This is a genomic window from Pilosibacter rotomagensis (assembly GCF_045062245.2).
GTDB lineage: Bacteria > Bacillota > Clostridia > Lachnospirales > Lachnospiraceae > Pilosibacter.
The window spans coordinates 647944-663995 of the sequence record NZ_CM170323.1 but is presented as its reverse complement, the minus strand read 5'-3'; the positions used below and the strand labels follow the sequence as shown (position 1 = coordinate 663995).

The following is a 16052-nucleotide window of genomic DNA, read 5'->3' as shown; positions in this document are numbered from 1 at the left end:
TCCGTATTATTTTGCTTCCGTACTGCTTTCGCTTTCCTCTGCAACAGTCTCTGCTTCTTCTAAGATATTCTCTGCTTCCGTTGTCTCTGCAGTGGTCTCCGGCGCTTCAACGTAAGTAGAATTGCCGATCAGGTAGTAGTAGACAGCACCCATATCAAAGATCTGGTTTGCGGAGTCCTCACCGTATGTTGCCGTCATCTGCGCTGCATTCTTGAAGTAATTCATAACAGCGAGCTTATCTTTCTGATCTTCAGTCGCAGAGAGATTTTCCTGTGCCTGAATCGCGTCTAAAACGAGCTGCTGTTTTACAAGGTTTTCAGCAGTATCGCGAAGTCCATCCTCATCCGTTCCGAGGAACATGCTGAGGAACTGGTCAAACTCAAGACCATAGCTGCTCGCATAGCTGGAGTATGTGGTCTTTAACTGGTTGAACATGTCATCAACAGCGTCCGGATCTGCTGTGACTTCGGAGTTATTGATCACTTCATTTAAGAGCTCACTTCCGGCTGCGTTGAAGAACTGGCTGTCGGCCTCCGCCTGGAGATCCGCACACACTTCCTCTTTTAACTGATCAAGAGTCGCTGTATCATCGTTGTAGTAACGTTTTGCGAGGTCATCGTCCACCTTGCTCTCGGACTCAGATTTTAACTGGTTTAATTTCACATGGAATACGACTTCCTGTCCTGCAAGATCTGCGCTTCCGTAGTTATCCGGAAACTTTAAGTTTAAGTCTTTCTCATCTCCGACGTTCATGCCGATCACACCGTCCTCAAAGCCGTCAATGAAAGTTCCGCTTCCAAGCTTCAGATCGTAACCTTCTGCAGTTCCGCCGTCAAACGCAACGCCGTCCTTTGTTCCGGAATAATCGATATTCGCGGTATCGCCTTCCGCAGCCGGGCGCCCCTCGATCGTTACCGGATACTCTGCGCAGAGCTCCTTTAATCTTGTCTGGACCTGTTCATCCGTCACTTCCTCTACCTTTGCAGAATAAGTCAGGTTCTTATAATCTCCGAGAGTCACGCTCTCCTCGTCGTGAAGCTCTTCCTCGGATTTTGTCTCCGTCTCAACAGTTGCAGCTGCTGACTGCTCCTCAGACGCAGAGCTGCTCTCTGTGTTCTGACTCTTATTTCCGCATCCTGTTACGATCACAGCCGCTGCTGCAACACAGAGACCTGCTTTTATGATTTTTTTCATGTTTTCTTTTTCCTTCCATTCTGTCTCATATTTCCCGCGTGTCTCCCGTTTTCCGGAACATCCGCGCGTAATACTCATTCTAACATACCGTCACGCGAAAAAAAAGAGTGTTCACAGAAATTTAAGACATGTGTTAGAAAACAAGTGAAAAAACGCTTCACGAGTTTCCCCTTGTTATCGCGACAGTCGCCAAGGTCTCGCGCAAGCGCGGACTTTGACTCGTCGTTCGCGTAAATAAAAACACTCTGCAAAGATCTTCCATGTCTTACGTCCATCAGGATCTCTTCCAGAGTGTTTTTCAATAATGTTTCAATTTTTTCAAAACGGGGCGTTAGAAATGTCCTTCCGACTCCTGGACACAGCTCCTGCCGGTCCAGCCGTCATCCGCATTTATTTATAGAACGCACAGAACGCCTTATATGTATTGTATACATCAAGCTTCGAAGCCAGCTCAAACGGTGCGTGCATGGAAAGGATCGGAACGCCGAGGTCCACAACATCCACATCCATCATCGCCACATACTGGGCGATCGTTCCGCCACCGCCCGCATCGACTGCACCGAGCTCACCGGTCTGCCAGTACACACCGTTCTCTTCCATGATGCCGATAACCTTTGCCATCGTCTCCGCGCTTGCATCGCTGCTGCCGGACTTTCCTCTCGCGCCTGTATATTTTGTGAGCACGCAGCCTTTGTTTACATAACTCGAGTTTCTGCTCTCGTATACACTCGCGAACGTCGGATCATAAGCCGCGTTTACATCGGAAGAAAGGCAGATGGAATGGCGCAGCACAGTCTTTGTGTCCGCCCCGAAGCTCTCCGCGAGGTCCTCGACCGCATGATGGACATAGTCCGAGTGAAGTCCCGTATTCCCGACAGAACCGATCTCCTCTTTGTCCGTAAGGATCGTAAATGTCGTGTGTTCCGGATTCTTTGTCCCGATCTCCGCCATCAGAGCTGTGTACGCGCAGACGCGGTCATCCTGGCCGTAAGCTCCCACAAGTCCGCGGTCAAGTCCGATATCGACTGCCTTGTATGCCGGGACCATCTCGATCTCCGCACGGGTGAAATCTTTTTCCGTGATCCCGTAGCGCTCGTTCAGTAACTTCATCGCAAGAAGCTTTGCCGGATTTTTGATTTTCTCGTTCTCCTCGTCATGGTACGGGATCGAACCGATGATAATATTGAGTTCCTCGCCCTTTAAACCTTCCGCGAGCTTTCTCCCGTTCTGTTCGGAAGCGAGATGTGGGAGAAGATCTGTCACGCAGAATTGCGGATCGCCCTCATTTTCGCCGATGGAGATCTCAACGACCTCTCCGTCAGCTTTTACAACGACGCCATGCATGGATAACGGCACGGTCCCCCACTGGTATTTGCGGATCCCGCCGTAATAGTGCGGTTTTAAATATGCGATCTCATCCTTCTCAAACAGCGGATTCGGTTTTAAATCCAGGCGCGGGGAATCGATGTGGGCACCGTTCATCCTCAATCCCTCGTTCAGATCTTTTGTTCCGATTGTGGAAGCAATGATCGCCTTCTTCCGGTTGTTCCAGTAGATCTTATCCCCTGCTTTGTAGGAAGCTTTCGGATCAAATTTCTGATATCCTGCGTTTTCCAAGAGTGTAACTGCTTTTTTCACGCATTCTCTCTCTGTTTTTCCCTCATTTAAGAATGTCTTATATCCCTCACAGAAATCCTGTGCCTCCGGGATCTGCTCCGGCGCTTTTTCGCCGATATGCGGAGCTTCCCAGAGAAGTGCTTTTTCAAGATCTTTGCCGTTCATTCTAAAAATCCTCCGTATGTGTAATAGTATCCTATTTCGGGAACAGCTCTTTGCTGTCCAGCATCAGTGTAAACGGTCCGTCATTCAGCAGATCCACCTTCATATCCGCTCCAAACTCCCCGTGCGCCACTTTTTCCACATGCTTTTTGCACTGTTCCATAAAATATTCATAGAGACGGTTCGCATGGTCCGGCGCTCCTGCACCGGTAAAGCTCGGACGGTTGCCCTTCCGGCAGTCTGCATACAGTGTAAACTGGCTCACCACAAGGATCTCGCCGCCCACATCCTGAAGAGAGCGGTTCGTCTTTCCGTTCTCATCCTCAAAAATGCGGAGTCTGCAGATCTTGTCCGCCATTTTATCTGCGATCGTCTCATCATCCTCATCAGATACACCGAGAAGGATCAGGAATCCCTGTCCGATGGAACCGGTCTCCCGCCCGTCCACATGTACCGACGCATGTTTTACTCTCTGTAGTACGACTCTCATCTATCTTTCCTCCAGACTGGCCGCTCTGCATCCGCTTTTCCGGAGTGCAGATCTTTCGTCTTGGAACTTTCTGTCACCAAAACAGCCGAAAACGGTCTATGTCGGACCGTTTCCTGCAAGTTCCTCCTGTTTTCTTTCTGCTTTCTCACGCTCGCGGCGCTTTTCTTCCTCACGCCTGCGCTCTTCCTCCTCGACGGCCATGATCGCCTGGTTTAAGGAGAACATCTTCATATCCAGCATATCCACCATATCTGCACAGGACTTTAACTCCCGTTCCAGATAATCCGGTGCCTTTCCCTCAAACTTATAAGCGATCTTGTGTTCCAGGGACGCCCAGAAGTCCATCGCGATGGTGCGGATCTGGATCTCGACCTTCGTATCTCTCTTTCCCTCCGACAGATAGACCGGGATCGTCACCACCATATGGTAGCTCTTATATCCGTTCGCCTTCGGATATTTAATGTAGTCCTTGACATGCAGGACTGTAATATCCGCCTGTCTGGCGATCATATCCGCGATGGGATAAATATCGGACATAAAGGAACAGATGATCCGGATCCCCGCGATGTCGTTTAAATGCTCCACCATGTTATCGATCGTGACCTCACATCCATCGTGCTTCAGCTTTTTCACGATGCTCTCCGGCGTCTTTAACCGGGAAGTGATGTGTTCGATCGGGTTGTAATTGTATAACTGGATAAATTCATTATTTAAGATCTCGATCTTCGTGTTGATGGATTTTAACGCGGAGCTGTATAAAAACATCGTTGATTTCCACTGATCGATCTGATCAAACTCTCCAGACTCTTTCGTCATGCTGACGCCCCCTTTCTTTGCAGCCGGGAACGTTCCGTCCATGCGACCATGTCTTCACGCTTTCCTGCTACAGCTTCAGACCCTTTAAGAGATCCGCAAGACCTGTGCTTGCCTGACCTTCTTCCTTATATCCGTAGGTGTCCTCAGCTTCTCTCTCCGCTTCCTCCTCGATCAGCTCTTTCATGGACAGACTGATCTTGTTGTTCGCGGTGGAGATGATCTTTACTTTTACGTTCTGTCCCTCTTTCAGCACCGCACCCGGATGTTTGATCCGCTTTGTGCTGATCTGGGAGATGTGAAGGAGACCGGTAAGTCCGTTTTCCAGCTCAACAAATGCGCCGTAATCCTTTAAGGTCTCGACCGTGCCGTTCATGACAGCGCCGACTTCACATTTTGCGATCTTTTTATTTGTCTCTTCCTGTTTTTTCTCTCTCGCTGCCTCGCGTCCGGATAATACGAGACGGTGTGTCTCCTCATCTGCCGTGATCACAGTCACTTCGATCGTCTTTCCGTCGAATTCCTTTAAATCTTCCACATACTCGTCGCTGAGGCGGGAAGCCGGGATAAAGCCGCGGATCCCTTCCAGATATGCGACAGCACCTGCGTTTACGATCTCGGAGATCTTTACCGGAACGACCGTGCGCTCTTCCATCATAGTCTTCAGTTTATCCCACGCAAGGACCTGGTTTGCCTCCTTTTTGGAGAGGACCATGTTTCCTTCCCCGTCATTTGTCGCCATCACGGTCGCCGTGATCTCATCACCCGGATGGATCATCTCCGCCATGTTGAAATCAGGATCTTCGCTCAGATCTTCTTTGCGGATCACGCCGTCCGCGTAGGTCTTTAAGTCCACGATCACCGCGTCATCTGTCACATCAAGCACGGTACCAGTCACAACATCGCCAACTCTAATTTTTTTAAGGGAAGCTTCTAACTCCTCTTTGTAATCGTCCATGGATTCCATATTTCATCTCTCCTTTTCTCATCCTCCATTTTTATTCCGCTTATTTCTATAAAAAGTCCATAAGAATGGATGATAATTTCTTCCTCTATTTAACCATATTCTGTGAATATTTGCCATAGTTTTCATAAAAATTTTATGATAAAATGTGCATAGTGATTACTGTACACAGGTAGGAATTTTCTGAACTGAAACAGGAATTTTCTGATATTTTTGGAGGCATTTACCATGAAAGATTATGCTGATCTGCATACCCATACCATCGCGAGCGGACATGCCTACGGAACCATCACGGAGATGGTCCATGCCGCTGCATTAAAGAACCTGCCGATCCTCGGCATCACCGAGCACGCCCCGTCCATGCCGGGAAGCTGCGGGGAAATGCAATTCTGCAACTTCAATGTGATCCCGCCGGTCTTAGAGGGTGTCCGTCTTTTATTCGGATGTGAATTAAACATCGTGGACTACAGCGGAACCATCGACCTGTCAGAGCGGATGTTAAAGCGCTTATCCTACACAGTCGTCAGTCTCCATGACCTCTGCCTGAAACCGGGAACAATGGAAGACAACACCTTCGCGGTGCTCACAGCGTTAAAAAATCCGTATGTCACGATCCTCGGACATCCGGATGATGGAAAATTTCCACTGGACTATGAGGCGGTCGTAAAAGCCGCAAAGGACAACCACCGCATGATCGAGCTCAACAACACCTCCTTGACACCAGGCGGTTCCCGCATCCACGCATATGAAAATGACAGGATCATTCTCCCGCTCTGCGCCAGCTACAAGGTTCCGGTCATCATGAACAGCGATGCACACTTTACGACATCGGTCGGCGACCACGCGCGCGCGGAGGCCCTCTTAAAAGAGTTAAACTTCCCGGAAACACTCATCGCGAACTATCACCCGGAGATCCTGAAGGAATATATCCCGGACCTGGCGGATTTTCAGGGCTGAACATCTCGTATCGAAATGGCAGAAATTCTCCTGCCCCGCCAGCGAGATCCATAAACCGATGTTTTTTACAGAAAAATGAGCACAAAAACGGCTGTGAAGTGATTCTTTTCTTCACAGCCGTTTTTCTTTCGTAAGAAACCATGTTTCAGGTTATTTTTCTGGACCTGCTCACCGGAACCCGTTCCTGTCAGATCTTTGTTCCACCGGGCAGGCGGTTTTCAGAGCTGAACCTGCGCTCTACTTTAACAGTTTATCAACCTTCGCCCACAGCGCCTGCAGTTCCTTCTGATCGCTCAGACGGTCCTTCTGGATCCGGATAATGTTCTCGAGCGCCGCATTCGCGCCGTCCGCGTTTAATTTCGCGTCACAGGATTTCTTCGCCTTTGTGTAAGGGTCCATACTCTCCTGATCTTCTTCCTGCTCCGCCTGGAGCTTCTGGATCTTATCCACAAGTTTTACCGCCTCATCCGACGGATTCTTCACATCCTGCCATTCCAGCAGATGCGTATTATTCTCCGCATTGATCGTATCCAGAGCGATACTGTTCTTTAACATCGTTTTCCAGTTGTCTGAGATTGCTGTCTCATACGTCTGCTTCGCAGTCTTAGTATCCGCAAAGGCCGTAAGCGGCATTCCCGCAAGACATACCAGAAGACCGAATAAAAATAAAATCTTCTTCATCATTGTGTCCTCCTGTGATGTAAGCTGATAACAGATTTCCAAAAATCCGCAGATATTTTCCATGTTTTCATGTACAGAGAATCCTTCCTCTGAACTGTTACCATCTTATCACACTTCCGTCCATTCTTCTACGGCAAAGCTGCGGCAATCCTGCGGCAGTATGATCGTAAACACGGCACCGTCCGGCGAGCTTTCTGCCGCGATATCGCCTCCCATATATTCCATGGAACGCTTCGCGATGGAAAGCCCCAGCCCGTGATTTCCGTTCTTTCCTTTATAAAAACGGTCGAACAGATGCGGCAGATCATTCTCTGCAATCCCCGGTCCATCGTCGCGGATCGTAAGTTTCAGCTGATCCCCCGACTCTTCCACAGAAATCTGAACCGTCTCCTTTGCATAGCGGATACAGTTTGATGTCACATTTGAGAACGCCCGCCCGAGCAGCATCACATCCGAGATAATCTTATGCTCGTCTCCCGGCAAAAATTCCAGTTTTATTTTTTTCTGGTAAGCAAGACCTTCCAGCCGCTCGATCTGATCCTCGATATATTCCCGGATCCCCAGCTCCACCAGAACGACCTGGTAGCGCATCTGGTCCATTCTCGTGAGCGTCAGGATCCCGTCGACCACCTCCGTCAGACGGCTGCTCTCATCCAGAATCACTCCTGCTGCCTGGGATGTATCTTCAAAGACACCTCGCTGGATCCCCTGGGCATAGCCGCTGATGGACATGAGCGGGGTACGGAGTTCATGGGACGCATTCTGGAAAAAGACGCGCTCCGCCTCGTCCGCCTTCAAAAGATTGTCCTGCATCTGGTTGATCTCATTCTCCAGTTCATAAAGCTCTTTTACGTTTGTCCCGGTCTCCACCTTTTTAAACTTCTTTTCACCGATCCCGCGCGCTGCCTCACAAAGGCGGCTCACCGGATTTGAGATACTTCCAGCTACAAACCAGAACAGCACGATGGAGACTCCCGCCATGACCCCCATGATCATGAGCACCAGTCTCGACACTTCATGTAAGATCACGCTTGTATCATGGATCGGGCAGTACAGCAGGATATTCTGGACACGCCCCGACCGTTTCTGCCCCACATCAAGAAAATAGAGCATGTATCTCGTATCTCCGATCATCTCCTCGGAGATCTCCCCGCTTTCAAACGAAGGATCATTTCCTGTCATTCTTATCAGGAATTCCGAGTACATCTGGGTCATCTCCGGCTGATCATCGTAGTTTTTCGGATACAGTACGCGGTAATTCTTTCCGATCACCAGCATCTTCGTCTCACCGGACTCCGTCTGGGCCGAGTTTCTCAGGGCATTCAGGAGACTTCCGCGGTCATCCTGTGCGCTGTTCTCATCCGGCACATCCACGTTGCTGTACTCCTCCGTAAGTTCCTCCACGTTCTTCACCATCTGCCCCAGATCCCGCTTCGCATTGTAGCTCATATGTCCGTCCAGCGCATAGCTGAACACGAACCATGCCGCCACCGGAAACGCGATCAAAAGCAGCATCACCGGGAGGAAGATCTTCATCCGGATACTTAATTTCATTCCTCTCCTCCACTCGTCAGGCGGAAGCCATATCCCCATACCGTCTCGATCTTCACAGTACTCTTCTGGTCCTTCAACTTCTTTCTGAGACGTTTCACCATATCATCCACAGCTCTCGTGTCTACTTCCTTGCTGTTCACCTTCCACAGGGATTTTAAGAGGTCATCGCGGCTCGCCGCATGTTCCTTCCGCTCCAGCATGTGGCACAGAAAATCAAATTCCAGCGGAGTCAGGGCAAAATCCTCATCCTTTAACTTCGCAGCGCGGCGCTTCGGGTAAAGTCTGATATCCCCGATCTCATAGGAATCCTTCGACTCATCCTCCTGTCCGGAGAACGCATCCACGCGGCGGAACAACGCTTTGACTCTCGTCACGAGTTCCAGCGGCAGGAACGGTTTCACCATATAGTCATCACTTCCGAGAGTGATCCCCGTGATGCGGTCCAGCGGGGAATCCTTTGCGGAAACGATGATGATCGGAACATGGCTCGCCTTCCGGATCTGCGTGCAGACCGTCAGTCCGTCCATTCCCGGCATCATAATGTCCAGGATACAGAGATCCGGAGCTTTTTTCTCAAACGCCTCCAGAAGAGACTCTCCATCCCCGAAACACTCCACCTCATATCCCTCTTTTTCCAGGAAATTCTCTATCAGAAAACAGATGTTTTTCTCATCATCCGCGACATAGATCAGTTTTGACATATATATTTCCTCCTGATTTTTATCTATCCAGATAGTTTTCTCGCATTACTGTCATGATTATATCACGTTCTTCCTCGCATGGTAAATATCTGCCGCAGAATTGCCGCAAGACACAGGAGTATTGCCCTCTGTGCTTTTTCCATTTTCCCAATAACTACCAGCGGTGAACTTCCGAACAGGAGCACCTTGATCCGGGGATCTGGCTCCTCTTAGGTCCCGGGTGACTGCGTTGGAAAAAAGATGACACTTGTTTGAGCGCAGCGAGTTGTGTCATCGTTTTTCCGTCTTTAGCAGTCTCCCGGGAGCTTAGAGGAACCATCCCCGCATCCCTGAGTGCTCCTGCTCGGAAGCTCACCGCGTACTTTCGCCAATACAATCATATCATATTTCCCATTGTACTTTTCCAGAAACTGTAGTAAACTATCCCTATAATGCGGTGCAGTGTAAAAGACTCCGGCATCGCCCACACCCTAAAAGAAAGGACGGACCCCACATGAACAAAGACCTGGAACTTCTCACCCGTGTGATCGACGAGAAATCTGCAAAAATCCTGGATGCCAACGATAAGATCTGGGAATACGCGGAACTCGCTTTCCACGAGACAAGATCAGCAGCCCTGTTAAAATCCATCTTAAAAGAAGAAGGCTTTACCCTGACCGAGGGCGATGCCGGAATCCCAACCTGCTTTACCGGAACCTTCTCCTACGGAACCGGAAAACCGGTCATGGGAATTCTCGGAGAGTACGATGCACTCTCATCCTTAAGCCAGAAAGCAGCAGATCCGCACAAAGAACCTCTGACGGAAGGCGCTCCCGGCCATGGATGCGGTCACTGCGCACTCGGAACCGGTGCGCTCGCAGCAGCGATCGCTGTGAAAGAATACCTGATCGCAAATAAGAAAGACGGAACGATCATCTACTTCGGCTGCCCTGCTGAGGAAGGTGCCGGTGCCAAACAGTTCATGGCCCGCGCCGGAATGTTCGACAATGTTGATTTCGTATACTCCTGGCATCCGGCAACAAAAAACGCCGTCGAATGCAACCACAGCAATGCGATCATGGGTGCAAACTTCTATTTTAAAGGCGTTGCCTCCCATGCCGGCGCGACCCCGTATCTCGGAAGAAGCGCTCTGGATGCCGTAGAACTCATGAACGTCGGCTGCAACTACTTAAGAGAACACATGATCCCGGAGGCAAGAATCCATTATGCCTACATTGATGCAGGCGGAACTGCACCGAACGTTGTCCAGGATCACGCAACGATCCGCTACGAGGTCCGTTCCCCGTGGGTATACCAGGTAAAAGAGCTCTTCGAGCGCGTGAAAAACGTTGCCCGCGGCGCCTCCATCATGACCGATACCTCCGTGGAGTGTGAACTTTCCATGGCATTCACGGAATACCTTCCGAACAATGCCCTCGCAAAAGTTGCCGATGAGTGTTTACAGGAAGTCGGTGCTCCGAAATGGGATGATGCAGATTACGCGATGGCGAAAGAATTCTTAAATACCTATCCGGAAACCACAATGGAAAATATCCGCACACAGATCATCGAGACTTACGGGGAAGACCGTCTCGAAGAGATCCTCGAAAAACCGCTGGATTCCGAGATCCATCCGTTCAACCCGGATAAGATCAAACTGACCGCCGGTTCCACCGATGTCGGCGATGTCGGCTATGCAGCACCGACCTTAAACATCAACATTGCTACCGCGTGCGTCGGAAATGTAGGACATTCCTGGCAGATGGTTGCCCAGTCCTGCAGCCCGCTGGCCCACAAAGGTCTCTTGACTGCCGCAAAAGTCCTGGCTCTCTCCTGCATCCGAACGATGGACCGCCCGGACGTGATCGAAGCGGCAAAGAAGGAAGTCACAAAGCGAAACGGCGGACACTACACCTGCCCGCTGCCGGATTCCGTGCAGCCGCCGCTTGATACATACTAAAATTCATATAAAGAGGATCTGCCCTAGCATCTTTGCTTCAATTTCAGGAGGAATTAACCATGAATATACTGATCGCCGCGGATTCCTTTAAGGGAAGCTGCTCTGCCCGTGAAGTCACTGACACCATCGAATCTGCCGCAAAAGCCGTGATCCCCGATGTGGCTGTCACGAAAATTCCCGTCGCTGACGGCGGTGAGGGAACTGTAGATGCCCTCGTTGCAGCCATGAATGGAACAAAGGTCCGCGTTCCCGCGCATGATCCGTTGGGACGGGCTATCACAGCCGAATATGGACTTTTGCCGGATGGGAGCGCTGTGATCGAGACTGCGGCAGCCTCCGGACTTACCTTGTTAAAGCCTAAGGAGCGGGATGCTCTTTGCGCTTCCACGTTCGGAACCGGAGAGCTGATCCGACATGCGTTGGAACATGGCGTAAAAAAGATCATTTTAGGTCTCGGAGGAAGCGCCACGACCGATGGCGGTGCCGGACTGGCTCAGGCGCTTGGAATTTCCTTTCTCGACAAGACCGGAAAAGAACTCGCCCCTGGCGGTGTTCATCTAAGCGAACTTGCTCAGATCTCCACAGCTGGTCTGCTGACTGAGGCAAGCGAATGTGAATTTGTCATTGCATGCGATGTGAAAAACCGACTCTGTGGATCTTCCGGAGCTGCTGCCATTTTCGGTCCGCAAAAGGGAGCCACTCCTGATCAGGTCCGGATCCTGGATTCAGCTCTGGATCACTATGCATCTGTATTAAAAGATCAACTGAAATGCAGCACAGCGGAAACCGATGGCAGCGGTGCTGCCGGCGGCCTTCTCTGCGGAATTATCCCGTATTTTCCGGTTACGATCTGTTCCGGGATTGATCTCGTCCTGGATCTCACAAATTTCGATGAGCACGTGAAACTCGCAGACCTTGTCATCACCGGAGAAGGCCGGATCGACTCCCAGTCCGCACTCGGAAAAGTCCCGGTTGGCGTTGCCTCCCGCGCAAAAAAGATCAGGAACGTCCCTGTCGTTGCGATCGCCGGTGCAAAAGGCGAGGGCTGTGAAGCTCTCTATAAATTTGGGATTGACGCGATCTTCGATACTGTCCCCGGCATCATAACACTTGAAGAGGCCATGGAGCATGCAAAGGAGAATCTGGAGCGGGCTGCTGAAAATGTTCTTCGGATTTTCCTCGCGGGCAGTCAGGAGCAACTCCGGTAATTTTTGTTCTCACATTTACGGAATCTGTATGGACCTGCATGTGAAATCCAAAAACGCTGCCGCAACCGTAACCGTTCCCGGTATTGTCTCCACCAAACACCGGTCAGCGCAGACAATCCACTTTGATCCACACTGAACTGCATCGTTACTCCACATATTTTCCGGATCTATCCGGACAGTTGCCAAGGTCTCGCGCAAGCGCGGACATTGGCTCGTTGTTCGCGTAAATAAAGGCTCTATATCAATAATCAGGTGGGATTCCAGGAATCCACCACCGATCGATATAGAGCCTTTTGACTTCATTTTTCTACCCTTGTCTCACAAGTTCCGCACTTCTCACCGTATTGACCAGATACCGGATCACCTCCACCGGATAATCTCCGGCCGCAGTCTCCCCAGTCACCATAACGGACGAAGCACCGTCCAGCACCGCGTGGAAGATATCATTCACCTCCGCGCGGGTCGGAACAGGGTTCCGCTCCATGGACGCAAGCATCTGCGTCACCACCATAAACGGTTTTCCGGTCGCCTGGCATTTCTGCGAGATTTCTCTCTGCACACTGGGAAGGTCCCAAAGATGGACCGCATTTCCAAGATCTCCTCTGGCAATTACGATCTCATCGGCTCCCGGAAGCAGCTCTTCCAGTTTCCGTACTCCGTCCAGATTCTCGATCTTTGCAAAAAGCTTCACATCCTCAGCTCCGGCTTCCTGCAGAGCATTTTTTACACATTCCAGATCTTCCCGTCCCCGCACAAACGGCTGCATGACTCCTGTTACGCCCATCTCTTTCGCGAGCCGGATATTTTCAAGATCAGCTTTTGTCAGTGTCGGAGAATTGATCTTCGCTCCCGGAAATGCTGCACTCTTTCTGCTCTTCAACAGTCCACCCCAGAGTACCTTTGCGAAATATCTCCGTTTTTCTCCACTTCCCGGCTTTATATTCTCCGAATTTTCCACAACCTTCAGGTGAATTTTCCCATCATCGAGGAGAATCTCCTGCCCTGGAATCAGGTATGGGATCGTAATATCCGGCAGCTCGATCCGGGCAGACATCCTCTGAGCAGATGTCCGGTTTTGCACCGGCGAACTTTCACTGTTTTTCTTTTTATCGGCCGTTTCCGTTAATTCTTCTCTGCTGTTTTTTTCTAAAAATTCAACAACCTTCTGATCTTTCTGATCCGTTGCTGAACGAATCAGATCCATATCCCCACATCTGTCATTTCTTTCATTTTCAGTCTTCCAATCAGCCGCCGCACAGATCTCCACGATTTCTTCATTCTTCAGCAGGATTGGCTCCGCAACCGCCCCTGTGCGAAGCTCCGGTCCCTGAAGATCGATCAGGAGCTGCGGCTTCACCCCGCATGATTCTGCCGCCCACTTCATCTTCCCGATCAGCTCCCCGGACTCTGCCAGTGTCACATGGGATAAATTCAACCTCATTCCGGTCATTCCAAGCGCAAACATTTCCGTCAGGATCTTTTCATCCTGACATGCAGGCCCCAGTGTTCCATAGATTTTTACCATTGTAATTCTTCCCCCACTCTCCTGATAACCATTCTGTTCCAAGAATAACATAAGGCATCGCACTTGTCACTCACATCTGGTAAACAGGTAACTCTGCGCAGTTGCATCAACGATCCTTCGCGATCCCGGATTTTCCGAGCAGGAACCATCTGTTATTCGAATTTCGTAAAAACAGTTTTCAAACGTGGCAAATCATCCGTTTCGAATTTTGTACATAATTGCTTCCGGCGCCTTGGATCCACATAAATATGGTTTTCTTCTCATTCCGTTACACATAGAAAAACGGCAGCCGGATCTATCCGATCTCATGATCGAAATTCCAACCGCCGTTCTCACTCTTTTACTTTCTTTTACACCTGGATCCGGTCTGCAACCTCGCATCCGATTGCAAGTCTGCATCCATCATTTCCGATGATCATCCAGTCATTGTTCTGTTGGATCACGTCAACCGCATTCCCCTCGCAGAAATCGTGGCGGTGAAGAAAATCCATCACCTGCTGATTTCCAAGCATCCATTTAATCGTGTACCGTTCCCCGGATTTCGCTGTTGATAAAGCCTGCATGATTACGCCCCCTGATTCTATACTCTACAATAAGTTTCCTTTTATGTTCGCTATATATTGTCTGACATCTTTCTCTGCATTATTCTTTTTGTATCTTCTTTTACAGGATACTCTTCAAACTATCGGTTAGTCAAGCATAAAACCAGTTAGGGGCAGATAATCTTTTCACGCTCTATGAAACAACACTTCTTCTTTATCTATGTGCATTTTGGACAGATACACTCTTATCTTCTATATCAGCTGTGACATAACATGCTCCATCGCATTATAAACTTCCAATGCCGTTTTTCGGTCCGATAATAGCATTCGAAAATCCGATCTTTGTAGGTTCTGGTTGGTTCTCCAAGGATGCGGATCAAGCGTTCTGTTGATGTTTTTTCAAAATACAGAAAAACCCGCAGAACTTTGTTCTGCGGGTCTCTTACGCTTGGACACAAATATCTCACGGAGATACTATATATTAAATTTCGAATTAATTACTCGATGATTGTAGCAACTCTACCGGAACCAACAGTTCTGCCGCCCTCACGGATAGCGAAACGAAGACCCTGCTCCATAGCTACCGGATGGATAAGCTCGATTGTCATCTCAACGTTGTCGCCCGGCATGCACATCTCTGTACCTTCCGGAAGCTCGCAAACGCCTGTAACGTCTGTTGTTCTGAAGTAGAACTGCGGACGATAGTTGTTGAAGAACGGTGTATGACGGCCACCCTCGTCTTTAGTAAGAACGTAAACCTGAGCTGTGAATTTCTTGTGGCAGGTTACGGAACCCGGTTTAACAAGACACTGACCTCTCTGGATCTCTGTTCTCTGAACGCCACGAAGAAGAGCACCGATGTTATCACCAGCCTGAGCCTGGTCAAGGAGCTTACGGAACATCTCGATACCAGTTACAACTGTCTTACGAGTCTCCTCGTGAATACCAACGATCTCAACCTCATCGTTGAGTTTAAGAGTACCACGCTCTACACGGCCTGTAGCAACTGTACCACGACCTGTGATTGTGAATACATCCTCGATCGGCATAAGGAACGGCTTATCTGTGTCACGAACCGGATCCGGAATGTAGCTATCTACAGCGTCCATAAGTTCCATGATCTTGTCGCCCCACGGACCGTTCGGATCCTCAAGAGCCTTAAGAGCGGAACCCTGGATGATCGGAGTGTCATCGCCCGGGAACTCGTACTCGTTAAGAAGGTCTCTGATCTCCATCTCTACGAGCTCAAGAAGCTCCGGATCGTCAACCATATCGCACTTGTTCATGAATACTACGATGTACGGTACGCCTACCTGACGGGAAAGCAGGATGTGCTCTCTTGTCTGAGCCATAACACCATCAGTAGCAGCTACAACGAGGATAGCACCATCCATCTGAGCAGCACCAGTGATCATGTTCTTTACATAGTCAGCATGGCCTGGGCAGTCAACGTGTGCATAGTGTCTCTTCTCTGTCTGATACTCAACGTGAGCTGTGGAGATTGTGATTCCACGCTCTCTCTCTTCCGGAGCTTTATCGATATCTTCAAAGTTCTCAGCTGTGTTACCTGCAACTCTTGCTGCAAGAACTTTTGTGATTGCTGCTGTTAATGTTGTTTTACCATGGTCAACGTGTCCAATGGTACCAATGTTACAATGCGGTTTGGTTCTTTCAAACTTAGCTTTTGCCATTTTAAAACGTCCTC

Annotated in this window: 14 protein-coding genes; 3 read left to right on the top strand and 11 right to left on the bottom strand. The window is 49.7% G+C overall.

Going from position 1 to position 16052, the window contains the following annotated elements:
• Positions 1-6: 6 nt before the first annotated feature.
• The 5 genes from tig to ACI3EW_RS02865 all read right to left on the bottom strand — a co-directional run bounded on the left by tig (position 7) and on the right by ACI3EW_RS02865 (position 5243).
• The gene (gene tig / locus ACI3EW_RS02885; protein WP_405581823.1) at positions 7-1194 is read right to left on the bottom strand and encodes a trigger factor; all 1188 of its coding nucleotides are present in this window, start codon (positions 1192-1194) and stop codon (positions 7-9) included.
• Positions 1195-1584: 390 nt separating this feature from the next.
• Positions 1585-2976 (bottom strand): aminopeptidase, encoded by a 1392-nt coding sequence (locus tag ACI3EW_RS02880; RefSeq protein ID WP_215702091.1) that lies wholly within the window; start codon positions 2974-2976, stop codon positions 1585-1587.
• Between the two features lie 31 nt (positions 2977-3007).
• On the bottom strand, positions 3008-3463 hold the full coding sequence (gene dtd / locus ACI3EW_RS02875; protein WP_118321724.1) for a D-aminoacyl-tRNA deacylase: 456 nt from the start codon (positions 3461-3463) through the stop codon (positions 3008-3010).
• Positions 3464-3559: 96 nt separating this feature from the next.
• Positions 3560-4279 (bottom strand): GTP pyrophosphokinase, encoded by a 720-nt coding sequence (locus ACI3EW_RS02870; RefSeq protein ID WP_118530362.1) that lies wholly within the window; start codon positions 4277-4279, stop codon positions 3560-3562.
• 67 nt (positions 4280-4346) lie between these two features.
• Positions 4347-5243 carry a S1 RNA-binding domain-containing protein gene (locus ACI3EW_RS02865; protein WP_118321723.1) on the bottom strand — a complete coding sequence of 299 codons (897 nt, stop codon included), beginning with the start codon at positions 5241-5243 and terminating at the stop codon, positions 4347-4349.
• A gap of 225 nt (positions 5244-5468) precedes the next feature.
• Between ACI3EW_RS02865 and ACI3EW_RS02860 the strand changes: the two genes are divergently transcribed.
• On the top strand, positions 5469-6197 hold the full coding sequence (locus ACI3EW_RS02860) for a phosphatase (RefSeq protein ID WP_118297442.1): 729 nt from the start codon (positions 5469-5471) through the stop codon (positions 6195-6197).
• Positions 6198-6434: 237 nt separating this feature from the next.
• Here ACI3EW_RS02860 and ACI3EW_RS02855 read toward each other — a convergent pair whose 3' ends face one another.
• From ACI3EW_RS02855 to ACI3EW_RS02845, 3 genes are all read right to left on the bottom strand, one after another.
• The gene (locus ACI3EW_RS02855; protein WP_405581816.1) at positions 6435-6881 is read right to left on the bottom strand and encodes a hypothetical protein; all 447 of its coding nucleotides are present in this window, start codon (positions 6879-6881) and stop codon (positions 6435-6437) included.
• Between the two features lie 105 nt (positions 6882-6986).
• Entirely contained in the window at positions 6987-8432 is a 1446-nt protein-coding gene (locus tag ACI3EW_RS02850) for a sensor histidine kinase (protein ID WP_405581813.1), read from the bottom strand.
• A complete protein-coding gene (locus ACI3EW_RS02845; RefSeq protein WP_405581810.1) occupies positions 8429-9133 on the bottom strand; it encodes a response regulator transcription factor in 705 nt (234 codons plus the stop codon). The genes ACI3EW_RS02850 and ACI3EW_RS02845 overlap by 4 nt, the downstream gene beginning before the upstream one ends.
• Before the next feature lie 493 nt (positions 9134-9626).
• On the opposite strand from ACI3EW_RS02845, the gene ACI3EW_RS02840 reads away from it, so the two are divergent.
• On the top strand, positions 9627-11072 hold the full coding sequence (locus tag ACI3EW_RS02840) for an amidohydrolase (protein WP_329751805.1): 1446 nt from the start codon (positions 9627-9629) through the stop codon (positions 11070-11072).
• A 59-nt stretch (positions 11073-11131) separates the two neighbouring features.
• Positions 11132-12280 (top strand): glycerate kinase, encoded by a 1149-nt coding sequence (locus ACI3EW_RS02835; protein WP_405581806.1) that lies wholly within the window; start codon positions 11132-11134, stop codon positions 12278-12280.
• Positions 12281-12587: 307 nt separating this feature from the next.
• Here ACI3EW_RS02835 and ACI3EW_RS02830 read toward each other — a convergent pair whose 3' ends face one another.
• From ACI3EW_RS02830 to tuf, 3 genes are all read right to left on the bottom strand, one after another.
• Positions 12588-13805, bottom strand: coding sequence for a pyruvate kinase (locus ACI3EW_RS02830; RefSeq protein ID WP_252197332.1), 1218 nt, complete (start codon positions 13803-13805; stop codon positions 12588-12590).
• Between the two features lie 350 nt (positions 13806-14155).
• Positions 14156-14368 (bottom strand): FeoA family protein, encoded by a 213-nt coding sequence (locus ACI3EW_RS02825; protein ID WP_215702097.1) that lies wholly within the window; start codon positions 14366-14368, stop codon positions 14156-14158.
• 476 nt (positions 14369-14844) lie between these two features.
• Complete coding sequence (gene tuf / locus ACI3EW_RS02820; RefSeq protein ID WP_118530051.1) at positions 14845-16038, bottom strand: elongation factor Tu; 1194 nt, start codon at positions 16036-16038, stop codon at positions 14845-14847.
• Between the last annotated feature and the right edge of the window lie 14 nt (positions 16039-16052).